The sequence below is a fragment of the Actinophytocola sp. KF-1 genome, assembly GCF_054661535.1.
Genome location: NZ_BAAFVK010000005.1, coordinates 1 through 25,427 on the forward strand (window position 1 = coordinate 1; position 25,427 = coordinate 25,427).

24 protein-coding genes and 1 pseudogene are annotated in these 25,427 nt (G+C 73.6%); 12 read left to right on the plus strand and 13 right to left on the minus strand.

The window, feature by feature from the left end; genetic code table 11:
* Positions 1-124 precede the first annotated feature (124 nt).
* Positions 125-1,513: an alkaline phosphatase PhoX gene (locus tag ACYQ77_RS16090; protein WP_459711947.1), complete on the minus strand. Its 1,389-nt coding sequence runs from the start codon at positions 1,511-1,513 to the stop codon at positions 125-127.
* Between the two features lie 244 nt (positions 1,514-1,757).
* On the opposite strand from ACYQ77_RS16090, the gene ACYQ77_RS16095 reads away from it, so the two are divergent.
* On the plus strand, positions 1,758-2,744 hold the full coding sequence (locus tag ACYQ77_RS16095) for a hypothetical protein (protein ID WP_459711949.1): 987 nt from the start codon (positions 1,758-1,760) through the stop codon (positions 2,742-2,744).
* Between the two features lie 148 nt (positions 2,745-2,892).
* Positions 2,893-3,075: pseudogene (locus tag ACYQ77_RS16100) on the plus strand (LuxR C-terminal-related transcriptional regulator); the annotation flags it as partial.
* Between the two features lie 24 nt (positions 3,076-3,099).
* On the opposite strand, the gene ACYQ77_RS16105 reads toward ACYQ77_RS16100, so the two are convergent.
* Positions 3,100-3,723 carry a hypothetical protein gene (locus ACYQ77_RS16105; RefSeq protein ID WP_459711951.1) on the minus strand — a complete coding sequence of 208 codons (624 nt, stop codon included), beginning with the start codon at positions 3,721-3,723 and terminating at the stop codon, positions 3,100-3,102.
* 195 nt (positions 3,724-3,918) lie between these two features.
* Here ACYQ77_RS16105 and ACYQ77_RS16110 point away from each other — a divergent pair, with 195 nt between their 5' ends.
* Complete coding sequence (locus ACYQ77_RS16110) at positions 3,919-6,306, plus strand: sigma factor (protein WP_459711953.1); 2,388 nt, start codon at positions 3,919-3,921, stop codon at positions 6,304-6,306.
* Between the two features lie 58 nt (positions 6,307-6,364).
* Positions 6,365-6,820 (plus strand): hypothetical protein, encoded by a 456-nt coding sequence (locus ACYQ77_RS16115; protein ID WP_459711955.1) that lies wholly within the window; start codon positions 6,365-6,367, stop codon positions 6,818-6,820.
* On the opposite strand, the gene ACYQ77_RS16120 is transcribed toward ACYQ77_RS16115, so the two are convergent.
* The 4 genes from ACYQ77_RS16120 to ACYQ77_RS16135 all read right to left on the minus strand — a co-directional run bounded on the left by ACYQ77_RS16120 (position 6,786) and on the right by ACYQ77_RS16135 (position 9,373).
* Entirely contained in the window at positions 6,786-7,079 is a 294-nt protein-coding gene (locus ACYQ77_RS16120; RefSeq protein WP_459711956.1) for a WhiB family transcriptional regulator, read from the minus strand. The two genes, ACYQ77_RS16115 and ACYQ77_RS16120, sit on opposite strands and share 35 nt — an antisense overlap.
* A complete protein-coding gene (locus tag ACYQ77_RS16125; RefSeq protein WP_459711959.1) occupies positions 7,076-7,747 on the minus strand; it encodes a response regulator transcription factor in 672 nt (223 codons plus the stop codon). The genes ACYQ77_RS16120 and ACYQ77_RS16125 overlap by 4 nt, the downstream gene beginning before the upstream one ends.
* A gap of 241 nt (positions 7,748-7,988) precedes the next feature.
* A complete protein-coding gene (locus ACYQ77_RS16130) occupies positions 7,989-8,435 on the minus strand; it encodes a hypothetical protein (protein WP_459711961.1) in 447 nt (148 codons plus the stop codon).
* An 89-nt stretch (positions 8,436-8,524) separates the two neighbouring features.
* Positions 8,525-9,373, minus strand: coding sequence for a polysaccharide deacetylase family protein (locus tag ACYQ77_RS16135; protein WP_459711962.1), 849 nt, complete (start codon positions 9,371-9,373; stop codon positions 8,525-8,527).
* Positions 9,374-9,431: 58 nt separating this feature from the next.
* Here ACYQ77_RS16135 and ACYQ77_RS16140 point away from each other — a divergent pair, with 58 nt between their 5' ends.
* The 5 genes from ACYQ77_RS16140 to ACYQ77_RS16160 all read left to right on the plus strand — a co-directional run bounded on the left by ACYQ77_RS16140 (position 9,432) and on the right by ACYQ77_RS16160 (position 13,474).
* Positions 9,432-9,791 carry a MerR family transcriptional regulator gene (locus tag ACYQ77_RS16140; protein WP_459711964.1) on the plus strand — a complete coding sequence of 120 codons (360 nt, stop codon included), beginning with the start codon at positions 9,432-9,434 and terminating at the stop codon, positions 9,789-9,791.
* A 138-nt stretch (positions 9,792-9,929) separates the two neighbouring features.
* Positions 9,930-10,772 carry an SDR family NAD(P)-dependent oxidoreductase gene (locus ACYQ77_RS16145; RefSeq protein ID WP_459711967.1) on the plus strand — a complete coding sequence of 281 codons (843 nt, stop codon included), beginning with the start codon at positions 9,930-9,932 and terminating at the stop codon, positions 10,770-10,772.
* A gap of 91 nt (positions 10,773-10,863) precedes the next feature.
* A complete protein-coding gene (locus ACYQ77_RS16150; RefSeq protein ID WP_459711969.1) occupies positions 10,864-11,481 on the plus strand; it encodes a DUF1989 domain-containing protein in 618 nt (205 codons plus the stop codon).
* Complete coding sequence (locus ACYQ77_RS16155) at positions 11,478-12,596, plus strand: oxidoreductase (protein WP_459711971.1); 1,119 nt, start codon at positions 11,478-11,480, stop codon at positions 12,594-12,596. The genes ACYQ77_RS16150 and ACYQ77_RS16155 overlap by 4 nt, the downstream gene beginning before the upstream one ends.
* The gene (locus ACYQ77_RS16160) at positions 12,593-13,474 is read left to right on the plus strand and encodes a polysaccharide deacetylase family protein (protein ID WP_459711973.1); all 882 of its coding nucleotides are present in this window, start codon (positions 12,593-12,595) and stop codon (positions 13,472-13,474) included. Before ACYQ77_RS16155 ends, ACYQ77_RS16160 begins: the two co-directional genes overlap by 4 nt.
* Here the strand turns inward: ACYQ77_RS16160 and ACYQ77_RS16165 are convergent.
* From ACYQ77_RS16165 to ACYQ77_RS16175, 3 genes are all read right to left on the minus strand, one after another.
* The gene (locus tag ACYQ77_RS16165) at positions 13,438-14,997 is read right to left on the minus strand and encodes a PucR family transcriptional regulator (protein WP_459711975.1); all 1,560 of its coding nucleotides are present in this window, start codon (positions 14,995-14,997) and stop codon (positions 13,438-13,440) included. The two genes, ACYQ77_RS16160 and ACYQ77_RS16165, sit on opposite strands and share 37 nt — an antisense overlap.
* Before the next feature lie 491 nt (positions 14,998-15,488).
* Entirely contained in the window at positions 15,489-16,415 is a 927-nt protein-coding gene (locus ACYQ77_RS16170) for a helix-turn-helix domain-containing protein (RefSeq protein ID WP_459711977.1), read from the minus strand.
* A 140-nt stretch (positions 16,416-16,555) separates the two neighbouring features.
* Positions 16,556-17,695 (minus strand): chymotrypsin family serine protease, encoded by a 1,140-nt coding sequence (locus ACYQ77_RS16175; RefSeq protein WP_459711979.1) that lies wholly within the window; start codon positions 17,693-17,695, stop codon positions 16,556-16,558.
* A 166-nt stretch (positions 17,696-17,861) separates the two neighbouring features.
* On the opposite strand from ACYQ77_RS16175, the gene ACYQ77_RS16180 reads away from it, so the two are divergent.
* The 3 genes from ACYQ77_RS16180 (at position 17,862) to ACYQ77_RS16190 (ending at position 19,956) form a co-directional block, all read left to right on the plus strand.
* Positions 17,862-19,349 (plus strand): alkaline phosphatase D family protein, encoded by a 1,488-nt coding sequence (locus ACYQ77_RS16180; RefSeq protein WP_459711981.1) that lies wholly within the window; start codon positions 17,862-17,864, stop codon positions 19,347-19,349.
* Between the two features lie 223 nt (positions 19,350-19,572).
* On the plus strand, positions 19,573-19,716 hold the full coding sequence (locus tag ACYQ77_RS16185; RefSeq protein WP_459711983.1) for a hypothetical protein: 144 nt from the start codon (positions 19,573-19,575) through the stop codon (positions 19,714-19,716).
* 51 nt (positions 19,717-19,767) lie between these two features.
* Complete coding sequence (locus tag ACYQ77_RS16190; RefSeq protein WP_459711985.1) at positions 19,768-19,956, plus strand: DUF3072 domain-containing protein; 189 nt, start codon at positions 19,768-19,770, stop codon at positions 19,954-19,956.
* Between the two features lies 1 nt (position 19,957).
* Here ACYQ77_RS16190 and ACYQ77_RS16195 read toward each other — a convergent pair whose 3' ends face one another.
* From ACYQ77_RS16195 to ACYQ77_RS16210, 4 genes are read right to left on the minus strand one after another with little or no spacing between them, the layout of a single operon-like run.
* Positions 19,958-20,860, minus strand: coding sequence for a hydroxymethylglutaryl-CoA lyase (locus tag ACYQ77_RS16195; protein WP_459711987.1), 903 nt, complete (start codon positions 20,858-20,860; stop codon positions 19,958-19,960).
* Complete coding sequence (locus ACYQ77_RS16200) at positions 20,857-21,471, minus strand: isochorismatase family protein (protein WP_459711989.1); 615 nt, start codon at positions 21,469-21,471, stop codon at positions 20,857-20,859. Before ACYQ77_RS16200 ends, ACYQ77_RS16195 begins: the two co-directional genes overlap by 4 nt.
* A complete protein-coding gene (locus ACYQ77_RS16205) occupies positions 21,468-23,342 on the minus strand; it encodes a hydantoinase B/oxoprolinase family protein (protein WP_459711992.1) in 1,875 nt (624 codons plus the stop codon). The genes ACYQ77_RS16200 and ACYQ77_RS16205 overlap by 4 nt, the downstream gene beginning before the upstream one ends.
* Before the next feature lies 1 nt (position 23,343).
* Positions 23,344-25,425, minus strand: coding sequence for a hydantoinase/oxoprolinase family protein (locus tag ACYQ77_RS16210; protein ID WP_459711994.1), 2,082 nt, complete (start codon positions 25,423-25,425; stop codon positions 23,344-23,346).
* Between the last annotated feature and the right edge of the window lie 2 nt (positions 25,426-25,427).

Below are 25,427 nucleotides of genomic sequence, written 5' to 3' on the forward strand. Positions count from 1 at the left end.
AGCTCGTGTGTGTGGCCACGAGACATTGCCAACGTTACGGAACTCCTGCCGGATACACAACGAGACCTGCCTCGCTCAGTCGTCACCGGGGTCGAGGAGGTGGCCCAGGAGTGCCGACCGGTGCTCAGTCGTGCCTGCGGTTCCACGGGCCGGTGACGGCGAAGGTGATGCCGGGGTCGTAGATGTTGAAGAACATCGTCTTCCCGTCGGCGGAGAACCCGACGCCCGCCAGCTCACCGTAGGACGGCTCCTCCGGGGTGCCGTTGTTCACCCGGTTGCGGGCGAAGTGGAAGACCTCACCGTCGCGGGTGGTGCCCAGCATGTACGCGTCGCCGATGCCGTCCTCGCACATCATCAGGCCGCCGTACGGGGACATGCAGATGTTGTCGGGCGCGTCGAACTCCGGGTTGTCCGGGCCGGGGGTGGGGCGGGTGAAGATCACCTCGAGCCGCAGGGTGCGGCGCCGGGGGTCGTACTTCCAGACCTGGCCGTCGTGGTCCCGCGCGGGGCCGAGCTCGGTGCGGGCGAACGACGAGACGAAGTACACGCACCGGTCCCGCGCGCCCCACCACGCGCCTTCGAGCTTGTAGCCGCCGGTGATGGGTTTCGGGTAGTCCTGCGCGCGCACGGACTCGGTGGTGGCCAGCGGGTCGGGCACGGTCAGCCACTCGGCGCCGCCGAACACCGCGCCCGCCTCCTGCACCACCGACAGGTCGGGCAGGCCCGGCACGTGCAACGCCTGCAGCTCGCCACCCGCGCGCAGGCTGCCCCAGCCGCCGCGGGGGCGCCTCGGCAGGAAGCGGTAGAAGCCGCCCAGCGGGGCGACGAACGCGTCCTCGGTCTCGTAGACGATGCCGGTGTGCGGGTCGACCGCGACGGCCTCGTGCTGGAACCGGCCCATCGCGGTCAGCGGCGTCGGGTTCTCGTTGCGCCGGTCGTCGTACGGGTCGACCTCGAAGATGAAGCCGTGGTCCTTCTCGTAGCCCTTCGTGCCGGCCTTGTCCTCGGTCTCCTCGCAGGTCAGCCAGGTCTGCCACGGGGTGGGGCCGCCGGAGCAGTTGATCGCGGTGCCGCCGAGGCTGATGTGCTCGGACTCGGCCTGGCCGTGCCCGCCGACCACGAGCGTGCTGGTGCCACCGCCGCCCGCGGGGTCGTACGTGCGCTCCGGTGGCGCCTTCACCGTGATCCGCGCCGTTGGCGAGCACTCGTGGTTGCGGACCAGCCGGGCGCCCCGGCCACGGCCGGGGAACGCCCCCATGCCGTCGAACCGGCTCGGCACCGGCAGGCCGTCGGGCCGCACGGTCCCCTCGCGGGACAGGATCGTGTAGCGGAAGCCGCGCGGCAGGTCCAGGATGCCGTCCGGGTCGGGCACGAGGGGGCCGTAGCCGGCCGAGGGGCCGGAGGTCCCCGCCGCGGGCTGCGCGGCGAACAACGCCTCGACGGAGCCGGCGACGACGACGCCGACTCCCGCACCGGCGGCGCGGGTGAGGAACTGGCGGCGGGATGATGTCATGACATCTCCTCGGGCGATCGACGAAGATGAACGCAGGGTGAACCCGAGTTAACAGCATCGTGACCCGCGAGCACCAGTACGTGATCAACCGGCGACGCCGGGTCGAACGAGCGGCGTGCCGGAATCCATGCCGTTGCGACCGCACCCGCTGACGATGGACGGACGTTGTCGGCGACAGGCGGGAGCGGAACACATGGGCGTGGTGACGGTGCCTGCGGACAGGACTCGCACGTGGAACCGGCCGATGGTGTTGCTGGCCTGTGCGATGGTGCCCGCGACGCTGGTCGCGCTCGCCGGGCTCGTCCTCGACGACCGCGTGCTCGGCGGCATGCCGATCTGGGCCAAGCCGCTCAAGTTCACGCTGTCGATCGGCGTCTACGCGATCACGTGGGCGTGGCTCGCCACCCTGGCCACGAGGGCGCCGAAGCTGGTGCGCCGCACCTCCGTCGCCATCGTGTGGCTGCTGGTGGTGGAGCTGGTGCTGATCACCGGCCAGGTGATCCGCGGCCGCCACAGCCACTTCAACAGCGAGACGGAGTTCGACCACCGGATCTACCACCTGATGGGCGTCTCGATCACCGGGGTCTGGCTGCTCACCCTGGTCCTCACGGTCATCGTGGCGCGCAGCGACATCCAGGACCGGGCACAGCGGTGGGCCATCCGGCTCGGGGCCACCCTCTCCCTGGTCGGCGCCGGTTTCGGCCCGGTGATGGCCGTCCCGACCCCCGCGCAGGCCGCCGAGACACGCGCCGGTCTGCAACCCGCCGCGCTCGGGGCGCACAGTGTCGGCGTGCCCGACGGCGGCCCGGGGCTGCCCCTGCTCGGGTGGAGCACCACCGGTGGTGACCTGCGCATCCCGCACTTCCTCGGGCTCCACGCCCTGCAGGCGCTGCCGCTGCTGGCGCTGGTGCTCACACTGCTGGCCGCCCGGGTGCCGCTGCTGCGCGCGGAGCTGGTGCGGGTGCGGCTGGTGCTCGTCGGCGCCGCGGGCTTCACGGGCCTGCTCGCGCTGGTGTCGTGGCAGGCGTTCCGCGGCCAGCCGCTGATCCACCCGGACGGCTGGACGTCGGCCGGGTTCGCTCTCCTGGTCGTGGGCGTCGTGGCCGGGACGGCCTGGGCGTGCCGGTCCGCCGCGCCCGCGGTGGACGGCCGGCGCGGCGGGTACCCGGCAGCGTCGTCACGCGTGGACGACCTCGGCAGCCCCCTCGACGTCGGCGGGCGCACGCGGTAGCGCGACCGCCACGGCGGCGACCGCGCCGGGCACGCCAGGGGTGATCACCGCGGGCACGGCGGCGAGCGCGGACAGCGCACGCAGCACGAGCAGCCCGGGCACCGCGCGCCGGGAGCCGCGCCAGGCCGCGACGACAAGCGCGAGGCTCCCCGAGCTGACCCGGCGCGAGCGGGAGATCCTGGACCTCCTCGCCACGGGCGTGCCGAACGGCGCCATCGGCCGCCGCCTCGGCCTGGCGCAGAAGACCGTGGCGAACCACGTGTCCGCGATCTTCGCCAAGCTGCGGGTCGCCGACCGCGCGGCCGCGATCGTCCGCGCGCGGGACGCGGGGGCTCGGCCGCTGACCCCGGTGTGGTCACGACCACGCGGCCGCGGATCGCATGGCGGTGAGCCATGCCGTGGTGCGCAGTTCCTTGGCCTGCACGGAAACCGGGCGGTAGGTGGCGGGGTCGATGTCGCGGTAGCGGTGGCGTGCGGTGCCCTGGTAGATGACGTCGGACAGGACCAGTGCCAGGTCCGTGCCGGGGTGCTCGCTCAGCAGGTCGTACAGCGGGGCCGCGTTGACCAGGCGGCACGCGGTGTTCAGGTCGGTGCCCGCCCAGCCGCGTCCGTGCCGGTGCACCTCGCCGGCGTGGACCGACAGCCGCAGGCGGATGCGCGGATCTCCCGAGGTCGTGTTGTGGGCGTGCACGCCCTCGGCGAGCAGGCGGATCGCCGGGTCGAGGATCACGACCTTCGGGACCGTCGCGGGGAAAAGCAGAATCATCCCGTCGCCGCGGTCCTCCACGGCCACCGAATGGCGGGGAATTCCGGCGCCGCGCAACGCGGCCCGGACCGCATCGGTCAACGCGGCACGCGCCCGCAGCTGTACCTGGTTGTGCCAGCTCCCGGAACCGGCCATGTCGACGACGACGATCGTGCGGTGCTCGGGGACGCGGGGGTCGGCGGACTTCCAGCGCCACCACGGTGTCCTGTTCATCGCGGTCCTCCCTTCGGACGTGCACCGGGGTAGTGGCGGCGGCCCGGTGTTTCTCCCCGGCGGGCGGCGGTCACCGGGATGGTCGATTGCATTCGCAACAGAAAGCGCGGAATTCTGGTCGGCACCGGGGAGGTTTCGACCGCGGCGCCCACTGGTCTCTCGGGAGTGTGTTCGGTCGACTTTCGGAGGCAACGCGTGAACACCGACGACGACCTGCTCGACCGGCTCCGCGCGGGTGAGCCCGCCGCGCGCCGGGAACTGTTCGAGCGGTGCCGCACGAGGCTGCGCCCCTTCTTCCGCACGCGGCTGTCCGCGCAGGAGGACGTCGACGACTGCGTCAGCGAGGTGGTCACCCGCGCGCTCGAGGGCATCGGCAGGTCCGCCCGCGTCGACGTGCTCGACGCGTGGCTCACCGGCATCGCGCGGAACGTGCTGGCGGAGCAGTACAGCGAGGGCACGCGCAGGCGCAGGCTCGCCGAGTCGGGCCGCGACCGTTCGCGGCAGGGCGCGGAGCCCGCGCTGGAGCTGGCCCGCGACGCCGGGCCGCCGGAGGTGCCCGAGGACATGCTGTACCTGCTCGGCAAGCGGGAGCTGTGGCAGACCGTGGGGGTCGCGGTCGCCAGCCTCACGCCCGGGATGCGCGACCTCATGCGCGCACACCTGCGGCTGAGCGTCGAGCAGGGCAAGCCGGTCGTCGGGCGGGCGCTCGGCGCGGCCGTCGGGCTGCCCGGCGACCGGGTCGACCGGCAGCTCAACCGGGCCCGCGAGGCGACCCGCAAGGCGATCGTCGCGTGGGTCGTCGTGCAGGACGCGTGCCCCCGGCTGGCGGCCGCCGCGCCGGGCGACGGGCTGGACCCGGCCAGGACGAGGACCGTGCTCGCCCACGCCGCCGACTGCCCGCGGTGCGCGCCCCGCGCGGAGAACGCGGGCACCTACAGCCGCTGGGCCCTCGGGCCCGCCCTCTACGGGCTGGCGGACGACGAGGAGGAACGACGCCGGGCCATCGCGGCGATGGTCACCCGCGGCGGGGAGGGCCGGGCGGACCTGCCGGTGCCGGGCGCTGTGACGGGCGGGGCGGTCGCCGGGACGTCCGGCGGCGCGGCGGGCGGGTCGGTGTCGGCGGTCGACCGGGTGCGGGCGGCGGTCACCGCCGCACTGGGCCGGGTGCCGGGCTCGGGCACCATCGTCCAGCTCGGCCGCCTCGACCCCGAGCTGGTGCGCAGGGCGGTGACCGCGGTGGCCGGCGTCGTCGTCCTCGTCGCGGCCGGGCTGGCGGTGCTGACCTCCGCCCAGCCCCCGGACGACCACGCGGAGGCCGCGCCGGACCGCGGCGCACCACGGGCCGAGGCGCAGGCCCAGCCCGCCCCCACCCGGCCCGGCGTGACACCCGTGGTCGACCAGGCCCCCTCCTCGGCGGTCCACACCACCTCGCCGCGGCCCGAGGCCGAGGCCGAGGCCGGGACCGGGACGGCTCCGCCGCCGACCGCGCCGACCACGAGCGCACCGCCCGAGCAGCGCGACAACCCCACCTCGCCGAAACCGCCGCCGCCTCCGCCGTGCGTGCCGGCCTGGCACACCGTCGCCGCGCCCGGCCCGGACCACTCCGGCTACCTCGACGTCACCGCCCGGACGGCGGCCGACGCGTGGCTGGTCGGCTGGACCGGCGACGCCACCGACCGCGGGTCGCTGGTCGCCCACTGGGACGGGCGCTCCTGGACCGCGACCCCCGTCGACGGCCCCGGCGACTGGCACCAACTGCAGTCGGTCACCGCGCCGGCCGCCGACCTGGCCTGGGCGGTCGGGAACAGCGGCCCGGTGAGGACCGGGTTCGTCCTGCGCTGGGACGGGTCCGCGTGGCGCGAGTCGCCGCTCCCCGCCGTGCCCGGCGCGGCGTCGACCACCCTGCTCGGCGTCTGGGCGCCGAACCCGGACGAGGCGTGGGCGGTCGGCTGGGCGTCGGTCGCGGGCAGCACGCGGGCGCTGGTCCTGCGGTGGACCGGCGGCCGGTGGCACCTCGCCGACGCCGACAACGGCCCCGGTGCGGTGCTGACCGCCGTGGGCGGCACCGGCGACCGCGACGTCTGGGCGGTCGGCCGGACCGCGACCGGCGCGTTGCTGCTCCACTGGGACGGCACCGCATGGCGCCCCGCGGCCGCCGACGGGCTGCCGCGCCCCGACCTGAGCCACGTGCGGGCGCTCGCACCGGACGACGCGTGGGCGGTCGGCACCGTCGCGACCACGACCGGCCGACGGCCGCTGGCCCTGCACTGGGACGGCACGGCGTGGTCCGACTCCGCACCGCCGCCCGGGCTGGCGGGCACCTTCACCGACGTGGCCCCGGTGCGCTCGGGCGAGGCGTGGTTCGTCGGCGCCGAGGACGGCGGGACGACGCGGCCGTTGCTGGTGCGCCGCGAAGGGGGCCGGTGGTCGGCGCCTGCGGAGCCGCCAGGCCCCGGGTGGCTGAGCGCGGTCCACGCGACGGGCCCGGACGCCGTCTGGGCGGTCGGCGTGCGCACCGGAACCGACGGTGGTCAACGGCCCCTGCTGCGCGCGCACCGCTGCCCGGCTCCCTCTCCGGGGTGAGGCGATTCCCTCTCGGTGGGGACGGCCGGCCGGGTGTCCGGCGGTTACGGTCGCGGTCGTGATCCCGAAACACCGGCGGTGGCCCGCCGTGACGCTGGCGGTCCTGTTCCTCGGGTACGCCGCGGGCAAGGCCGCGTTCGCCGTGCAGGGCAGGCTCGGTTTTCCCGGCGGGCCACCGGTTTCCGCCGCGGCGACCGCGGACTACTTCCTCGATCCCGCTCCCGCGCAGTGGTTCGCTGCCGCGTCCGGCGTGCTGGGCGCGTGCGTCGTCCTGCTCACCCTCACGCCGCTCGGCCTGCGGGCGCCGCGAACGCCCGTGCTGGTCGTGCTGGCCGGGCTGGTCGTGACCATCGGCTACGGCGCCGGGGTGATGGTCGTCGACGGGTTCGCCGGGGTCGGCGTCGGCTGGCGCTGGTACCACGGCGTCGCGGGCCTCGTGGTGCTCGCGCTGGTCGTCGCGACGGTGTGGTCCTACCGGGTCAGACGCCGATCCTGCGCCGCGCCGTCCGGATGATGGTCTCGCGTTCCGATTCGGACAGTCCACCCCAGACGCCGTACGGTTCCCGCGTCGCGAGCGCGTGCTCGCGGCACTTGTCCACGACCGGGCACTGCTCGCAGATGGCCTTGGCCCTGGCTTCCCGCCGGGCACGGGCCGGGCCGCGTTCCCGCTCGGGGTGGAAGAAGACCGCGCTGCTCACGCCGCGGCACGAGCCTTCCAGCTGCCAGTCCCAGACGTCCGCGTGCGGCCGCGGCAGGTTGCGCGTGTTCGTCATCGGCGGCCGCCCTCGTGGCCGCCGAGCAGACCTGCCTGGTACGCCAGGGAAACGGCGTGCGCGCGGTCGCGTGCGTTGAGCCGCCGCAGGAGCTGTTTCACGTGCGTGCGCACGGTTTCCGTCGAGATGTACAGCTGCCTGCCGACCTCGGCGTAACTGTTGCCGTCGGCGATGAGCGAGAGGATCTGCTGCTGGCGCCCGGAAAGCAGGCCGGACACCGGCTGTGCGCCCGCGGTGGGCGGCAGCGCGTGACTCTCCCGCGCCGAGTGCGCGAGGCGGATGCTCGCGGCCACGACGGCGGGTGGCGCGTTGACGGGCAGGACCGCGTGCACGCCCGCGTTCGCGTGCCGGTCCGCCGGGCTCCGGTCCTCGACGAGCACGACCACGGCGAGCCAGGGGAAGGTCGCGGTCAGGTGTTCCGCGAGGCTCGCGTCCGGGTCGAGCGTGTTGTGCAGGACGAGCACGTCCGGCCGGACCGTGCGGATCACCGTTTCCGCCGTGCGTGCGGAGCCGGTCGTGCCGAGCCAGCCGAGTCCCTCGCCCGCCTCGACGGCGCGGCGGAGCCGGAAGCCGGTGAGCGCGTGCGCCGCCAGCGCGAACACGTGCACCGGCGCCTGCTCCGCCCCGGGACGACGGGGCCGCTGGTCGAGCATCTGTGCGGTGGTCATCGAAAGTCCCCTCGCTTGTCGCTGATGTTCACGACACGGCGGTCGCGGGGGAACCTGACGCACGCGGCGATGTGACGCCGGTCACAGCGAGCTTTTGTGCGCCGCACGCTGGGCCTCCGCGCGGTCCGATGTGGACCGCCCGGGTGCCGAGGGGTAACCCGCGGCGGGGACACGGCACGCCGGCGCCGGCCAGGTCAGGTCGCCGCGGACCTGGCCGGCGCCGACGTGGGCACCGTGCCGTTCAGTAGTTCGATTCGGTCTCCTCGGCGCCGCTCCCGTAGCTCTCGCTCCGGTCGGCACCGCCGCCGAGACCGCCCTCCGACTCGCGGTCCGACGCGCCACCGAAACTGTCACCGCGGTCCGAGCCGCCGTCCTCGGCACCGCCGAGGCCACCGTTCTCGGACCGGCCGCCGTAGCCGTCGTCCTCGGACCGGCCGCCGTAGCCGCCACCCTCGGACTGACCGCGCTCGTAGCCGCCACCCTCGGACCGGCCGCCGTACTCGCCGCCCTCGGACCGGCCGCCGCCGTAGCCACCGCTCTCGGCCTGCCCGCCGTAGCCCTCGTTCTCCGACCGGCCGCCGCCGTAGCCGCCGTTCTCCGACTGGCCGCCGCCGTACTCGCCCTGACCCCCGTTCGTCGTGTCCTCGCGCTCGGTGCTCTCCTCGGATCCGTATGGCGTGGACGTCATGACATTCCTCCTCGTGCCGGACGTGTCGTCACCCCTTCACCACACCACTTCGGCACCGGATGCACAGTCACCCGACGAGGTGGTTTATCTCAAGTGGACAGGTAATGCGCGGCGATGTCGTCGCTCGTGGTGAGCCACGCGTCCGGTTGTGCCGCAAGGAACTCGAGCGCCTCGTCGAGGTACCTGGCCCGGAACGCCTGGCCGATGACGAACGGGTGCAGGGCCAGCGCCATCACCCGGCCACCGCCGTCGGCGCGCAGTTGGTCGTACTGGTCCCGCACGATCCGGACGAACTCAGGCCCGGTCGTGCTCTTGCCGACGAACAGGCTCAGGTCGTTCAGCTCCACCGTGTACGGCACGCTGATCATGCCGGGCACGGTCAGCGGGTACGGCTGGTCGTCGTTCGTCCAGTCCAGGACGTAGTCCAGGCCCAGCTCGGCGAGCAGGCGCGGGGTGTTCGGCGTCTCGGTGAGGCCGGGTCCCATCCAGCCGCGGGGCCGCGTGCCGGTCGCGGCCGCGATGGTGTCGACGATCCCGGTCAGCTCGGCGCGTTCCTCGTCCTCGGCGAGGCCGGTGTGCAGGACCGAGTTCGTGCGGCCGTGGGCGAGCCACGCCCAGTTCCGCGCCACGCCCGCCTCGATGATCTGCGGGTGGTGGTGGACGACGTCGGAATTGAGCAGCACGCTGGCGCGGCACCCGTGCCGGTCCAGGCTCCGCGCGGTCCGCCAGACGCCGACGCGGGCGCCGTAGTCGCGCCAGCCGTGGTTGAGCGGGTCGGGCACGAGGTCCGCGGTGCCCTGCCAGATGCTGGTGGACGGCCTGCCGAGCCGGAAGTGCTCGACGTTCAGTCCGATGTAGACGGCCACGCGCGCGCCGCCGGGCCACTCGATGGCGGGACGTTCGGTGATGGGGCTGTACTCGAACAGCGTGTTCTCCATGTCCGCACGGTAAGAGTTAACATCGGTGTCAGGTTCAAGTTCTTCCCCGGGGGGTCTCGTGCGGATCGGGCGGCTGGCGGAGCGGACCGGGGTGAGCGAACGGTCGCTGCGGTACTACGAGCAGCAGGGTCTTCTCACGGCCGACCGCACCCCCGGCGGTCAGCGCGAGTACCCCGAGCAGGCCGTCGACCGGGTCATCCGGATCCAGGAGCTGTTCGCGGCCGGCCTCACCAGCAAGACGATCGCGCGCCTGCTGCCGTGCATGCGGGACGCGGACGGCGGCCCGTCGGCGATCGCGACCCCCCGGCTGATCGACGACCTGGTCGCCGAGCGCACCCGCATCGAACGCACGATGACCGAGCTGGCGAGCGCGCGCGAGGTGCTCAACGACGTGATCAAGGCGGCAGGCCAGGAGTGAGCCCGTGAGGGCGCTCACACGCGGTTACCCCTGCGCGAACGGTCCCGTCATGGGGGCATGACCAACCGGGATCTTCGTCGACCGCCTCGGCCCCGTCGGCTCGTGACCCGGCCACCCGCGCAGAAAGGCAAGGACGTCATGAGCAAGGTCTGGTTCGTCACCGGCTCGTCCCGTGGCCTCGGCCGCCACTTCGTCGAGGCCGCCCTCTCCCGCGGCGACAAGGTGGCCGCGACCGCCCGGAACACGGAGAGTCTCCGCGACCTGGTCGCCAGGCACGGCGACGCGGTGCTCCCGCTCGAGGTGGACGTGACCGGCAGAGCGGCCGTGTTCGACGCCGTCGACCGGGCGCTCGCACACTTCGGTCGCCTCGACGTCGTCGTGAACAACGCGGGCTACGCCCAGGTCGGCGCGGTCGAGGAGCTGACCGAGCAGGACCTGCGGGCGCAGATGGAGACCAACCTGTTCGGTGCGGTGTGGGTGATCCAGGCCGTGCTGCCGCACCTCCGCGCGCAGCGTTCGGGGCACATCGTCCAGCTGTCGTCCGCCGCCGGGCTCATCGCGATGCCGCTCGGCGGCGCCTACCACGCCTCCAAGTGGGCGCTCGAGGGGCTGAACGAGGCGCTCGCCGGTGAGGTCGCCGAGTTCGGGATCAAGGTGACCGTGGTCGAGCCCGGCGGGTTCGCCACCAGGAACGGCAAGAACCCCGATCCCCTCGCCAACGGGCACATGGCCACCCCCGACCCGGCCTACGACGGTCTTCGCGCGCGCCTGGCCGCGTTCACGGGCAAGCAGCCGGCGGGCGACCCGGCAGCGGCCGCCCAGGCGCTGCTCAAGGTGGTCGACGCGGACGAGCCGCCCCTGCGGATCCTCTTCGGCCTCGGCTTCCACCCCCTCCTCCAGCAGACCTACGCCGACCGGCTCAAGACCTGGGCCGACTGGCAGGACCTGTCGGCCGAGGCCCAGGGTGGCACGGCGAACTGACCGGGCGGCGAGGAGGATCATCCATCGTCGCGGGTGTTCGCTGGATGATCCTCCATGGCCGTGGGGTCCGCCCCGGTGCTGAAGTAGGCGCATGTCGATGACACGGATGGACGTGCCCGCCCGGCAGGGCCGGGCCGTGCGGGTCGGCGCCGGGGACCTCGTGCGGGTGAGCACACCGGAGGGCGCGCAGGTCGGCGACCTGTTCGCGTTCGTCGCCGCCGACCCCGCCGAGCACCTGAGCGCCGCCCACACCCGGGGCCACGTCGACCGCCTGTTCCCGCGCGTGGGCGAGCAGTTCGTCACCACCTGCAGGCGGCCGGTCCTGACCCTCGTCGAGGACACCTCACCCGGCCGCCACGACATGCTGATCCCCGCCTGCGACCCCGCCCGCTACCGGGACCTCGGCCACCCAGGCGGGCACGCGTCGTGCGCGGAGAACCTGACGACCGCGCTGCGCGGCACGGGCATCGAGATCACAGCGGTGCCGCAGCCGGTGAACGTGTTCATGGACATCGCCGTGACCGCCACCGGCGACCTCGAGTGGCGGTCCTCACCCGCCCCGCCCGGCGCCGCCGTGGCCTTCCGCGCGGAACTCGACTGCGTGGTGGTCATGTCCGCGTGCCCGCAGGACCTCGTCGGCATCAACGGCCACGGACCCGGCCCGCTGGCCGTCGAGGTCGTCCCGAACCCACGAAAGGCAGCTCGATGAGCACGTCCCACCCCGCACTCACCCCGTTCCGCCTCGGCAGGCACGAGCTGTCCGCGCGGTACGCCGTCGCCCCGATGACCCGTGTCTCGGCGACACCGGAGGGCGTCCCGACCGCGGCCATGGCCCGCTACTACGCGGAGTTCGCCGCGGGCGGCTTCCCGCTGGTGATCACCGAGGGCATCCACCCCGACGCCGCGCACAGCCAGGGCTACCTCAACCAGCCCGGGCTGGTCACCGCCGAGCACGTCGCGGGGTGGCGCACGGTCACCGGCGCCGTGCACGCCGCGGGCGCGGTGGTGATCGCCCAGCTCATGCACGCGGGCGCGCTGTCGCAGGGCAACCGGTACACGGCCGAGCGGATCGCGCCGTCCGCGGTCCGGCCGCTGGGCGAGATGATGCCCGAGTACGGCGGCCGCGGTCCGTGGCCGGTGCCTGCCGAGATGTCCGAGCAGGACATCGCCGACGTCGTCGCCGGGTTCGCCGCCGCGGCGCGCAACGCGGTCGCCGCGGGCTTCGACGGGGTCGAGGTGCACGCCGCGAACGGCTACCTGCTGGACCAGTTCATCACCGACTACACCAACCGGCGCACGGACGCCTACGGCGGCCCGATGGCCAACCGCGTCCGGCTGGCCGCCGACGTCACGCGCGCGATCAAGGCGGCCGTGCCGCCGGACTTCGTGGTCGGGGTCCGGCTGTCGCAGACCAAGGTCAACGACTTCACCTACCGCTGGCCGGCCGGGGAACGCGACGCCGAGACCGCGTACACGGCGCTGGCCGCGGCGGGCACGGACTACCTGCACGTCGCGAGCGAGGGCCGCAACTGGCTCGACACGGCGCGGCTGGCCGGCGGGCGCACGCTCACCAGCGTCGCGCGCGAGGTCACCGGCCTGCCCGTGATCGCCAACGGCGGCATGCACGACACCGTGCTCGCCGAGCGGGTGCTCGCCGAGGGGCACGCGGACCTGCTGTCCGTCGCCAGGGCCGCGCTCGCCAACCCGGACCTGCCGCGCCGGGTCGCCAAGGACGTCGACCTGGACCGGTTCGACCACGGCATGCTCGACCCGACGGTGACGCTGGAGAACGTGCGCCGCTGGCGGGAGGGCGAGCGAGGATGACCACTGGTTCGTGGCTGGGTGGCGCCGCCGCGGTCGCCACCCTCACGTTCGACGTGGACGCGGAGACCCCGGTGCTGGCCGCGGGCGGGCACTACGCGGACCACCTGACGACGATGTCGCACCAGTCCTACGGCCCCGACGTCGGCGTGCCGCGGATCCTGGACATGCTCGACGAGCTGGCCGTACCGGCGACGTTCTTCGTCCCCGGCTGGGTGGCGCGGCACCGCCCCGGGCTCGCCGCGTCCATCGTGGACCGCGGGCACGAGGTGGCGCACCACTCCTACGCCCACCACGCCCCCACGTCCATGAGCGCGCAGGAGGAACGCGACGACTTCGCGCGCGCCATGGACGTCTTCGCCGAGCAGGGCATCGAGATCCACGGCCACCGCGCGGCGCTGTGGGGTGCGCGGTGGCAGACCCCGGAGCTGGTCGCCGAGCACGGCCTGCGCTACGACTCGTCGCTGATGGCCGACGACCGTCCCTACCGGATCGCCACCGCGCGGGGCGAGGTCGCCGAGCTGCCCGTGCACTGGTCGCTGGACGACTGGGAGCAGTACGCCTTCCTGCCCGAGCCGCACATCGGCGCGGTGATCGAGTCGCCGGTGAAGGCACTGGAGCTGTGGCGGGCCGAGCTGGACGGGATGCGGCACTACGGCTGCCTGTTCAACCTGTGCTGCCACCCGTTCCTGTCCGGTCGGCCCGGCCGGATCATGGCGCTGCGCAGGCTGGTGGAGTACGCGCTGGAGTGCGGTGACGTCACGTTCGTGCGCTGCCGCGACCTCGCGGCCGCCGTGCTCGCCGACCCGGCGCTCACGGCCCGGCCGCTGCCCGATCCGCCGGTCTACCCGGAGAACTCGGCGGCTTCCAGCGCGAGGTAGAGGTCGACCCGGTCCTCGGTGCGGGCGACGTCGCGCCCGGTCAGTTCGGTGATCCTGGCGAGCCGGTTGCGCAACGTGTTGACGTGGACGAACAACGCCTCCGCCGTCGCCGTCCACTGCCCGCCGTGCTCGAGGAACGTCCGGACGGTGCGGACCAGTTCGCTGCCGCGCCGCGCGTCGTGCTCGCGCAGCGGTCCCAGCACCACGTCGGCGAAGTCCCGCAATGTGTCGGCGTCGTGCAGGCCGAGCAGCAGGCGGTGCGTGCCCAGCTCGGCGAACGTCGCGACCGAGGGCCCACCGCGGCGCCGCAGGACGTGGCACGCCTCCCGGGAACGCACGAGCGGCTGCTTGAGCCCGGCGGCGTGCTCGGCGCTGCCGCCGATGCCGACCACCGTGCGGCGGCCGGGGAACCGTTCGTCGACGGCGTCCGCCAGGCGGGTGGCGAGGTCGCGGAGGTCGGCGTCGGGCCGCCGCCACGGCACCACCGCGACGACGTCCCCGGTGCCGCCCGCCACCGCGGCCGGGGAGTTCTCGGCGAGGAAGAACTCCATGACCGCCTCGGCGAGCCCCGGCAGGGTCGGCGCGCCGGTGCCCGTGAAGGCCAGCGCCACCACCGCGAGCGAACCGCCGGGGTCGACCCCGAACGCCCGGAGCCTGCCGGGCACCTCGGCGCTGCGCTGCGGGCCGGAGAGGATCATGTCGAGCAGTTCGCTGGCGAAGCGCAGCTCGATCGCGTGCACCGCCTGCTGCTTGGCCACCTCCAGGCTGAGGAACCGGGCCGCCTGTTCCAGCGCGGCACGCTCACCGTCGCCGAGGTCGCGCAGCGGGCGCAGGCACAGCAGGGCCGCGTCGAGGTCACCGATCGCGCCGACGAGGAAGACGCTCGCCACTCCCCCGTCCGCGAACTCGATCTCCAACGGCGGCGGGTGGTCGCCGAGGCGTTCGGCCGCGGCGCTGCGCTGCGCCACCGTCACCTCCGCCCCGGCCGCGGCCAGCAGCCGCCCGGCCCGGTCGACCACGGCCAGCGGCACGTCGTAGTCGCGGCGCAGCACCTCCAGCACCCCGGAGGCGCCCGCGCCCCGCGACAGCGCGGTCGCCAGGGCGTCGCCGCGCCGCACCATGCCGAGCAGGCCGGCCTGGCGCATCTCGGCGTAGTGCCCCGCCGCGGCGCGCGTGACCGCCGTGAACGGCACCCCGACCGCGATCTCCAGGAGCGGCAGCCCGGCCGCGGCGCACGCGTCGGCCATCGCCCCCGGCGTGCTCGGCCGCTCCGCGCGCAGACCGAACACGATCCCGGCGGCACCGGCACGCACCACGTTGCCGACGAACTCCGCCGCCCCGGCCCGGTCGAGCCACATCCCGTTGGTGAGCACCAGCTCCCGCTCACCCAGGTACGGCGACGGATCGGGCAGCTCGGTGTTGTGCACCCACACGACGCGCTCGTCGAGCGCCCCGGCCCGGCCTTCGACCAGCAGGCGCAGCCCCAGGTCGGGATTGTCGAGCAACGAGCGGATCGTGAACACGCTGTGAACTTAGTACAGCGATCCGGCCAGGGGTTAGAGCTTCCTCCATTGGCTGAGCGGGCCGGACCACTGGGTCTGCGCGCGGTTCGGCTTGTCGGTTTGCCTTGCGCGGGGTTTCGCCGTCCTGGGTTGTCCCCGTCCGGGGTTTCGCCGTCCTGGGTTTCGCCGTCCTGGGTGGTGTCCTCGCCGGACGGGCGTCCTCGCCGGAGGGCGTCCTGCCGGACGGGCCTCCTCGCCGGAGGGGCTGGTCTCCGGGATGGCGGGGGTCTTGCACGGGGTTGGGTTGGCAGGGACTGGTGTCCGTTGTCTGCCTGCCATCCCGTCGACCTCCCGGAGGGCTATCACACCGCGTCAAGGGGGCCCGGCGGCTTTGGGCATGTGGGTGCGTCAGGCTTCGGGCCCCCTTGACACGGTGTGATCGGGCTTCGCCAGGTCGACGGGATGGCAGGCACCCCTCCGGGGTGATGGGGGGCTCCGCCCGCTTCGCGGGGTTATGCCCACTCCCACTGGATGCCGAGTACGCCCGAGCTGACCGCCGACGCGACCAGGTGCACCGTGTCGTGCGCGGTGAGGTCGAGGCGTTCGATGGTGTGCCGCTCGTCGCTCAGGTCGCGCTGGGCGAAGGAGTAGCAGGCGGCGGGCCGCGCGCGCGGGTCGAAGCGCACCTCCAGCACGTACTGCTCCGCCGGATACCGGAAGCCGTAGGCGAACTCGCTGGACACGCCCGCGGTCGGGTCGACCACCTCGCACTCGAACACCCACGTCTCGCCCGCGCGCAGCACGTGGCCGAACACCAGCTCGAACGCCGCCGCGGGGGCGGTCGGGTGCGGCACGAACCTGCCGAGACCGCAGTTCCCCAGCGGGCGCGGCCGCACCCGCGCGGGCTCGCACCCCGGGTTCCCGTAGTAGCGCGCGACGTACCGGTCCACGCCGTCGCGCAGGGCGCGGACCGCGGTGCGCGACCACATCGACGTGCCGCACCGCTGCGCGTCGACGACGATCTTGTGCTGGACGCTGACCAGCTCGACGTCCCGGTCCAGCGCGGTGGGCAGCCGGTCCAGCAGTTCGGTGACGGGTGCGATGTCCTCGACCCCCGTGCGGCGCGCCCGGTCCGGTCTGGTGTCGGGGCCCGCCGTGGGGAGCAGTGCGACGAGCGAACGTGGTGGCAGGCCGAGGATGTCCTCCAGTGCCCGCACCGCCCGCAGCGATCCTGCCGTCTCCGGGCGGGTGCGGCCGGTCTGCCAGTTGCTCAGGCTGGACAGTCCCACCGAGATGCCGCGGCGGGCGAGGTGCGCGCGCAGCCGTTCGAGGGTCAGGCCCCGTGCGCGGATCGCGGCCCGGAGCGCCACGTGGAACGGTTCCGTGTAGAGCTGGGCCCCGAGGCCTCCCCGTCCCACCGCGTTCCCGGATCGGATCATGCCGGTACCTGTGTCCCGCGTGCGTCCAGCCGCCCTCGCTGGCGGTGCGGTGAATTTTACCTTCTGCCGCAACGGGTGCCGGTCGATCACGACCGTCGGCGGGCCGCCCGCGCGTGGAAGGCCCGCCGACGGCGCACGGGTCAGGGGATGGTGACGCCGAAGTCCCGGTTCGCCGTGGCGAAGTCCTGGAAGCCCAGCCGTGCCCCGGCCGCGCGGGTCACCGTGCCGTTGGCGACGACCCCGCCGGACGCGGTCGAGTACACCGAACCGCCGCTGTCCCCGCCGCGCGCGGCCTGCTGCCCCTGGGTGTGCTCGGCCTCGACGAGGTCCTCGGCGTCCTGCCAGAAGAAGATGACCTTCAGGTTGCACACGGGCCCGCCGGTCGCCTCCGCGCTGGTGACCCCGGACTGGCACAGGTACTGGCCGACGAACACGTGCCCCCACCCGGTCACCCGGGCGCCGGTGTTGCTGTCGCCGCCGCCGACGTACATGTAGTTGTCGCTGTTCGCCGGGATGAGGCCGATGTCGTGGTCGTCGTGCCCGCGGCTGGTGGTGCCGATGTACTCGCCCTTGCCGTCGGCGATCCGGCTCCCGACCTGACCGCAGTGCTCCGCGGTCAGCAGGTACCGCCGGTTCGCGCCGTCCCGCACGCCGAACCCGGACGTGCACAGCGTGCTCTCCGTCTGGTTCCAGGTCCGCGCGCCACCCCACCACGGCGGTGCGTCGTCCTGCCGCGACACGTCGGTCATCGGCGCCTCCGCCCGGACCGTCACCGGCACGCCCGTCACCGCGCGCAGGGCCGCGACGTCGGCCGCCCGCGTGGCGGCGCCCGGGTACGCGGCCAGCACGAGCCCGCTGCCGTCGCCGGGGCTCTTCACCCCGTAGACGCCCGCCCCGGGGTGCGCGTCCATCCAGGCCCTCGCGTCGGCCGCCGCCGCCGCGATCTCGGTCCGCGAGTACGCGGCGCGGGCCACCCGGACGGGAACGTCACGGGACACCCGCGCCACCGCCGACGCGACGGGCCGCGGCACCGGTCCCTTCCACCAGACGGTGACCTCCTTGTCCGCCAAGACGATCCCGGCGAAGCCCGGGTGCTCGCCGCGGTCGACCACGGCCTGGAGGCGTTCGGCGGCCTCGACGAGCGGCCGTTGCTGGAGGGACAGATCAGCGGCCGTCACCGCCGGGGCCACGCCGTCGGCGTGTGCGCCCGGCGCGGCGATCAGCAGTCCCGCGGCGAGCACCGCGGCGGGCAGAGCGGCTCTTCTCCGACGTGCACTCACGGTCGAACTCCTTTGTCAGCAGGGGAAGGAGACTCGACTCGATGACACCGGACCCGGCGAGCGGGCAGCAATACCGGCCGGTGCTCCGAAATTTCGGTGCGCCGTCCGAGGGTGAATTCTTGACGAACCAGCGCCGCATCTCGGAAATCTGTCGTAGCCTCCCGGTGTGAGCAACCACAGCGAGTCCCAGCCGATCGCACGGCGCACCTTCCTCGGCGCCGCAGGCGCGGTCGCGCTCGGCGGGCTGACGGCAGGCGTGGCAGGCGCCGCCGCGGCCGACCCGTTCACGCTCGGCGTCGCGTCCGGCGACGCCACCTCCACCGCGGTCGTGCTGTGGACCCGTCTCGCGCCCGCGCCGCTCGATCCCGGCAGCGGCTTCGGGATGGGCGGCCGGACCGAGGCCGTGGTGCGGTGGCGGGTGGCGACGACCGAGGCCGGGCTCGGCGCGGACGGCACGTCGGTGGCGCACGGCCAGGTCACGGCCGTCGCGGGCCAGGGCTTCGCGGTGCACGTCGACGTCACCGGCCTGGCGGCGGGCCGCCAGTACCACTACCGGTTCTTCACCACCGACCCCGACGGGACCACGCACGCGAGCCCGGTGGGGCGGACCAGGACGGCGAACGCGGCGTCGGACACCGGCGCGGTCCGCTTCGCCGTCGTGAACTGCCAGAACGTCGCGGGCGGCGACGGCGAGATGTACTTCAACGGCGCGCGGCACCTCGCCGACCGCGACGACATCGACTTCGTCGTGTTCCTCGGCGACTACATCTACGAGTTCGGGCGCGCGGCGCACGTGCCGCCGAGGGAGATCACCTCGCTCGACGACTACCGCACCCGGTACGGCCAGTACAAGACCCGCGCGAGCCTGCGCGAACTGCACCGCAGGTTCCCGGTGTACGTCATGCCCGACGACCACGAGTTCTGGAACGACGTGCGCGGCGGGGACCTGACGTCGGCGCAGTACGGCCGGTTCAACCGGGCGCTCGAGGCGCTGTGGGAACACATGCCGCTCCGCGGCGGCAGGCCCGGCGCCGTGCAGCCGGACACGCAGAACCACCTGACGCTGTACCGCAGGATCCGGTGGGGGTCGGTGCTCGACATGTTCCTCACCGACGTCCGCCAGTACCGCGGCCCGAGCCTCCTCGGTGCCACGCAACAGAACGCGCTGCTCGAGTGGCTGCGGAACACGACCACGACGTGGACGACGATCGCGACCCCCACCCCGATGTGGTTCGGCCCGGGCAGCGGATGGAACGCCTACGAGGGTGTCCGCCGGGACGTGACCGCGGTCCTGGCCGCCCGCAAACAGGACACCCCAGCGCGGTTCAACCCGGTCGTGCTGTCCGGCGACATCCACTGCGGGATCGTCACCCACGTCCGCCGGTTCACCGACCACAGCAGCGCGTTCGTGGCGACCGAGTTCGTGAACGCGCCGATGACGAGCCAGACCAGCGGGGAGTACGGCGCGGACGGCGAGATCCGCAGGGCCTACAACCACCTCAACGGGTACATGGTCTGCACGGCGTCACCGACCGCGTGGACCACGAGGTACTTCGTCGGCGACGAGACCGCGCTGCCCGGCGGCACCGTCACCGGCAGACCGGCGTGGCAGCTCGACGCGGGCGCCCGGGTCGGCTCGGTACACGAACTCTGACAGCCCCGGCCCCGAACCCCGCGAGTCACGCTCTCACGCATACCGAGTTGCGCGTTTCGTGCACATCCCCGGGTCACGGGCATGCACGAAACCGACAACTCGATGTGCGCGAGAGCGCGACTCGCGAGGGCTGGGGCCGTGGAGTGCGCGGGCGGCGACCAGGAACCGGTCTGGCGGGCGGAGCTGCGCAGGCTCGACGCCGTCGAGGGCGGGCTCTGGCCGGGTGGGCCTGTTCCGCGGCGGCGACGACGAACCGCTCGTGGTCGACTGGCGTGCCCCCACGGCCCGGCCGTTCTACACGGCCACCGCGGCCGAGCCGGCGGCGATCCGCGCCGTCACGCCGGCCGCCGCGTGGGCGGATGTGTAGATCGACGGGAGCCTGGGTACCTCGAACGGGCGTTCGAGAAGAGGAGGCAACATGGTCACGCCTGTGCCGGACAAGGATCCCGAGGAGTGGGTGACGGGGGACGAGCCGATGACCGGTCCCCAGCAGTCGTACCTGAACACGCTCGCCCACGAGGCCGGCGTCGAGGTGCCCGACGACCTGACCAAGGCGCGGGCGTCCGAGCTGATCGACGAACTGCAGGAGCGCACCGGCCGCGGCTGAGCTACGGATCCGGCGGGAACCCGCCCGCGCGCAGCAGTGCGCTCGGCAGCCTCGTGCCGAGGCGTTCCTCCAGCCACCTGGCGGCGTCGATCGTCGCCGTCAGGTCGTGGCCGGTCGGGTGGCCGCTGCGGGTGAACAGGTACACGAGGTCCTCGGTGGCGACGTTGCCGGTGGCGGCGGGTGCGAACGGGCAGCCACCGGCGCCGCCGATGCTCGCGTCCAGTGTGGACACACCGGCGGCGACCGCGGCGACCGCGTTCGCGACGCCGGTGTGCCGGGTGTCGTGCAGGTGCAGCCGCAGCGGCAGGTCCGGGCCCGCGACCTCGCGGGCGAGGGCGAGGCGGGCGGTCACGTCCGCGGGCACCGCGACGCCGATCGTGTCGGCCAGCGCCAGTTCGTCCGGGCCCGCGTCGGCCACGCGGCCGAGCACCTCCCGCAGTCGCGCCGGCGGCACCTCGCCCTCGAACGGGCAGCCGAACGACGCTCCGACGGTGACGGTGGTGAAGACCCCCGCGGCGCGGGCCTCCCGCACCAGCCCGGCGGCCGTCGCGCACGCCTGTTCCGTGGTCATGCCCTGGTTGCGGCCGCAGAAGGTGTCCGTGGCGACCACCACCACGTCGATCTCGTCGACGCCGCGGGCCAGGGCGCGGTCCAGTCCCCTGCCGTTCATCACGAGCCCCGCGTACCGGACGCCGTCGTGCCGGGGCAGCGCCGCCATGACCTCGTCCGCGTCCGCCATCTGCGGGACGCGCTTCGGGTTGACGAAGCTCGTCACCTCGACGCGCCGGGCGCCCGCGCGCACGGCCCGCTCGACCAGCTCCACCTTGTCCGCCGTGGACAGGATGGTCCGCTCGTTCTGCAGGCCGTCGCGCGGCGCCATCTCGACGATCTCGACCCCGCTCACCGCGGCTCCCCCAGGTATGCCGTCACGTCCGCCTCGCCGACCACCTCGGCGTACTTGGCCTGCAGGTCGTACAGGTTGGCCGCCTGCGTCCGCTCGGTGCGGTCGCCGACGGCGTCACGCACGACGAGCGGCACGAAGCCGTGCTGGATCGCGTCCACCGCGCTCGCCCGGACGCAGCCGCTGGTGCTGACGCCGACGAGCACGACCGTGTCCACGCCCTGCGCGAGCAGCGTCGAGGCCAGCGTGGTGCCGAAGAACGCGCTCGCGTACTGCTTGACCAGCACCAGTTCCCCGGCGGCGGGCGCGACCTCGGGCATCAGCTCGCCGAGCGGGCCGCCGCCGTCGAACAGGTGCCGCAGCGCGGGCACCTTGCGGACGAACACGCCGCCGTCGACACCGCCCGGGCCGAACGCGACGCGGGTGTGCAGCACGGGCACGCCGTGCGCCCTGGCCGCGGCCAGCACCCGGCTCGCGGCGTCGAGGCAGTCGCGGGAGGGCAGGCACAGCGGGCTGCCCTCCTCGAAGTAGGCGCGCATCAGGTCGACCGCGATCACCGCGGGCCTGCGGCCGGGGGTGAGCCTGCCGTCGAACCCCTCGTCGATGCCGGTCACGGCGCGACGACCGGCGGTCGCGGCGCGGGCAGTCCCGTCTCCTCGAGCGCGCGGTCGAGGATCGTCCCGATGTCCGGGCCCCGGTTGAACGTGGGCAGCGGATCGGGCCGGGTCGCGCGCAGCTCCGCACGCAGGTCCTCGGTCGCGGCCACGTCGACCACACCGGCCGCGTCGCACACCACGCCGTAGCGCCGCGCGCCCTCGACCCCCACGAGCCCGCGGCGCACCTCGAGGCCAACAAGTTCGGGGTCGCGCAGGAGCGGGTCGCCCCAGCCACCGCCGCCCCAGGTCACGAAGTGCAGCAGGTCGCCTGCCGCCACCGGCACGTCGTGCACCTTGCTGCCGAGGACCTCGGTGGTGCCGTCGGCCCGTTCCAGCCACTTGCGGCCGCGCGCGCCGGGGTCGCCGCCGTTGACGCCCCACGGGTAGGTGAGCCACCGGTCGTCGTGGATCGCGATGGTGCCGGGCTCCAGGAACCGGTAGGCGACGTCGACGCCGTTGCCGCCGCGGTGCAGGCCCGCGCCGCCGGTGTCGGTGACGGTCTCCCAGCGTTCGATCCGCAGCGGGTAGTAGGACTCCAGGTACTCGCACGGGATGTTGACGAACGACGGCCACAGCGAATGGCCGTCCGGGCCGTCGCCGAGCGGGCGGCCCGGGATGCCGCCGAACCCGATCGAGTAGAGCTGGAACCACTCGCCCTTCCGCTCGCCGCGGGTGTAGGTGCCGGAGTACATGAAGTGCGGCGACGACGAGAAGCCCGCCGCGTTCAGCAGGTCCGGGTTCGTCTGCCCGAGCAGCCCGCCGAACAGGTCGAACACGCGGCCGATGCCGTGGTTGCGGGCGTTGAGCGCGGCCGGGAACTTCGGCTTCCAGAACGAGTTCTCCGGGATCTTCACGTCCACCAGCGGGTAGAACCCGTCGTTCCAGAGGATCTGCGGGTCCGCGACGGTGATCATGTAGATCCCGAAGAACATGCGGATCAGGTTCTCGTTGATGAAGTAGTTGATCGGGCCCTGTGCCTGCGGGCTGCTGCCGGACAGGTCGAGCAGCACCTTCTCGCCCGTCCGCGTGAGGCTCATCGTCAGCTCGTAGGGGCCGTAGCCGAGGCCGTCGTCGCAGATGTAGTCCGTGAACGAGAGGGTCTCCCCCTCCTTGAAGACCGCCTGCAGCAGCACCTTCATGGCGCGGTGGTTGCGGTCCAGCAACGCGTCGAGCGCCGAGTTGTAGGTGTCGGCGCCGAACCGGGCGCACATCTCCTGCACGCGGCGCGCCGCGGTCCGGCAGGCGGCGACGATGCCGTTGAGGTCGGCGCGGTTCCAGTCCGGCTTGCGGACCTGGTTGAGGATGATCCGCAGCGCGTCGTCGTCGAGCACGCCCTTCTTGTAGAGCTTGAAGGGCGGGATCACCACGCCCTCCTCGTAGATCGTGCGCGCGTCGGTCGGCATGGACGCGGGCGTCTTGCCGCCCACGTCCGACATGTGCCCGAACATCGACGCCCAGCCCACGATCCGGCCCGCGAAGAAGATCGGCAGGACCACGAGCCAGTCGTTGGCGTGGCTGATCGCGGCGCCGCACGAGTACGGGTCGGACGTCAGCAGAACGTCGCCCTCCTCGACGTCCTGGTCGAAGTTCGCGAGGAAGTCCGGGATGGACAGTCCGAACTGGCCGACGACCATCTTGCCGTCGCGGTTGGCGATCAGCGGGAACTCGTCGTGCTGCTCGCGGATGCCCGGGGACAGCGCGGTGCGGAACAGCACCTCGTCCATCTCGTGGCGGGCGTTGCGCAGCCCGTTCTCGATGAGGTCGAGGGTGATCACGTCCACGTCCACCGCCCGCAGCGGTTCGGTCGCGGTCTCGATGAGCCGGGCCATGTCAGTTCTCCTCGCCGGTGTCGGCCGCGGGGCGGATCAGCAGGCTGCCACTGGGGTGCACGGTCGCCGCGTGGCCGGGCAGCACGAGGGTGGTCGAGTCCATCTCGGTGACGATCGCGGGACCGGCGACGACGTTGCCCGCCAGCAACAGGGACCGGTCGTAGACGGCCGCGTCGACCTCGGCGCCGTCGACCCAGATGGTGGTCGCGGCGGTCCTGGCGGCACTCGGGTCGGCGTCGCCCGCCGCGAGCCGCGCGGCCGCGACCTTCGGGCGCGGTCCGTGCGCGGTGGCCCGGACCGTCACCAGTTCGTGCTCGGCGTCCAGCACGAACGAGAACAGCCGCTGGTGCTCGGCGTCGAACGCGGCACGCAGCGCGCCGAGCCCGGCGGAACCGTCGTCACCGAACGTGTCGATGTCCAGCGGCACCGGGATCTCGAAGCCCTGCCCGTGGTAGCGCAGGTCGGCGGAGTAGACGACCCGCTGGTCCGCCGCCGCGACCCCCTGCTCGGACAGCGTGGCCCGGACCTTGTCCGCCAGCTCGGTGAGCAGCGCCTTCATGCTCGCGTCGGACAGCTCCCCGAACCGGCGGACCAGCGTCCGCACCGCCTCGTCGCGCAGGTTGGTCGTGGCGTCACCGTAGGCGCACAGCACCCCGGGCGACGGCGGGATGATCACCGGCCAGGAACCGGTCAGCCTGCCGAGCGCGTTGGCGTGCAAGGGACCCGCGCCGCCGAACGCGACCAGCGCGAAGTCGCGCGGGTCGAAGCCCTGTTGCACCGACACCAACCGCAGCGCGCCGAACATGTTCTCGTTGACGATGTCGACGATGCCCGCGGCGGCCGCCTCGACGGAGTCGAGCCCGGTGGCGTCGGCGATCGACTTCACGGCGGCGCGGGCGGCGTCCCGGTCGAGCGCGATCTCCCCGCCCGCCAGGTCGGTGGGCAGGTAGCCGAGCACCACGTTGGCGTCGGTGACCGTCGGCTCGGCACCGCCCGCGGCGTACGCGGCGGGGCCCGGCGACGCCCCGGCGGACTGCGGCCCGACCCGCAGCGCCTGTGTCAGCGGCGGCACGTGCGCGATCGACCCGCCGCCCGCGCCGACGGTCCGCACGTCGACCGAGGTGGCGCGGACGGTCAGGTCGCCGACGTTGGTCTCCCGGCCCACCCGGGGCGTCAGCCCCTGCACGAGGGCCACGTCGGTGGAGGTGCCGCCCATGTCGAACGTGAGGAAGTCCGGGAAGCCCGCCTGCTCGGCCACCCAGGTGGCCCCGGTGACGCCGCCCGCCGGGCCGGACAGCAGCAGGTTCACCGGGTTGTCCGCGGCGGAGCCGGCGGAGACCAGGCCGCCGTCGCTGCGCAGGATGCAGAGCCGTCCGTCCACACCGGACTCGGCGAGCTGGCCCGCCAGGTTGGCGACGTAGCGGGCCACCTGGGGCTGCACGGCGGCGTTGGCGACCGTGGTGACCGTGCGCTCGTACTCGCGCAGCTCCGGCAGCACCGAGGAGGACAGCGACACCGGCACCCCGGGCAGTTCCTCCGCCGCGATCTCGCCGACGCGGCGCTCGTGCGCGGGGTTGGCGTAGGAGTTGATGAGCGAGACGCTCAGCGCCTCGATGCCCGCGTCCTTCAGCAGGGCGAGCTTGGCACGCACGTCGGCCTCGTCCAGCTCGGTCACGACCGCACCGTCGGCCGCGATCCGGCCCCGGACCTCGACGGTGTCCTCGAGCGCGGCGAGCGGCTCCGGCTTGGGCCAGATGATCCAGCCCGCGAGCCCGCCCGGCACGAACGACCGCGCGATCTGCAGCACCTGCCGGAAGCCCTCGGTCGTGACCAGCCCGACCCGCGCGCCCTTGCCCTCCAGGATCGCGTTGGTGGCCACCGTGGTCCCGTGGAACACCTCGGTGATCTCCGCCATCGGCACGCCCGCCTCGGCGCAGGCGCGTTCGATGCCGCGCAGCACGCCGACGGACTGGTCCTCCGGCGTGGACGCGGTCTTGGCGCGGTAGGTGGTGCCGGTGTCCTCGTCGATCAGCAGGATGTCGGTGAACGTCCCGCCGACGTCCACGCCGAGCCGGTAGGTCATGG

Excerpts from the sequence above, each read along its gene's own strand:
- ACYQ77_RS16150 (WP_459711969.1), top strand. The coding sequence starts at position 10,864 with ATGTCGATGACACGGATGGACGTGCCCGCCCGGCAGGGCCGGGCCGTG.
- ACYQ77_RS16095 (WP_459711949.1), top strand. The coding sequence starts at position 1,758 with ATGGTGTTGCTGGCCTGTGCGATGGTGCCCGCGACGCTGGTCGCGCTC.
- ACYQ77_RS16135 (WP_459711962.1), bottom strand. The coding sequence starts at position 9,373 with ATGGAGAACACGCTGTTCGAGTACAGCCCCATCACCGAACGTCCCGCC.
- ACYQ77_RS16145 (WP_459711967.1), top strand. The coding sequence starts at position 9,930 with ATGAGCAAGGTCTGGTTCGTCACCGGCTCGTCCCGTGGCCTCGGCCGC.
- ACYQ77_RS16205 (WP_459711992.1), bottom strand. The coding sequence starts at position 23,342 with ATGGCCCGGCTCATCGAGACCGCGACCGAACCGCTGCGGGCGGTGGAC.
- ACYQ77_RS16130 (WP_459711961.1), bottom strand. The coding sequence starts at position 8,435 with ATGACGTCCACGCCATACGGATCCGAGGAGAGCACCGAGCGCGAGGAC.
- ACYQ77_RS16120 (WP_459711956.1), bottom strand. The coding sequence starts at position 7,079 with ATGACGAACACGCGCAACCTGCCGCGGCCGCACGCGGACGTCTGGGAC.
- ACYQ77_RS16190 (WP_459711985.1), top strand. The coding sequence starts at position 19,768 with ATGGTCACGCCTGTGCCGGACAAGGATCCCGAGGAGTGGGTGACGGGG.
- ACYQ77_RS16160 (WP_459711973.1), top strand. The coding sequence starts at position 12,593 with ATGACCACTGGTTCGTGGCTGGGTGGCGCCGCCGCGGTCGCCACCCTC.
- ACYQ77_RS16210 (WP_459711994.1), bottom strand. The coding sequence starts at position 25,425 with ATGACCTACCGGCTCGGCGTGGACGTCGGCGGGACGTTCACCGACATC.
- ACYQ77_RS16125 (WP_459711959.1), bottom strand. The coding sequence starts at position 7,747 with ATGACCACCGCACAGATGCTCGACCAGCGGCCCCGTCGTCCCGGGGCG.
- ACYQ77_RS16170 (WP_459711977.1), bottom strand. The coding sequence starts at position 16,415 with ATGATCCGATCCGGGAACGCGGTGGGACGGGGAGGCCTCGGGGCCCAG.
- ACYQ77_RS16105 (WP_459711951.1), bottom strand. The coding sequence starts at position 3,723 with ATGAACAGGACACCGTGGTGGCGCTGGAAGTCCGCCGACCCCCGCGTC.
- ACYQ77_RS16090 (WP_459711947.1), bottom strand. The coding sequence starts at position 1,513 with ATGACATCATCCCGCCGCCAGTTCCTCACCCGCGCCGCCGGTGCGGGA.
- ACYQ77_RS16155 (WP_459711971.1), top strand. The coding sequence starts at position 11,478 with ATGAGCACGTCCCACCCCGCACTCACCCCGTTCCGCCTCGGCAGGCAC.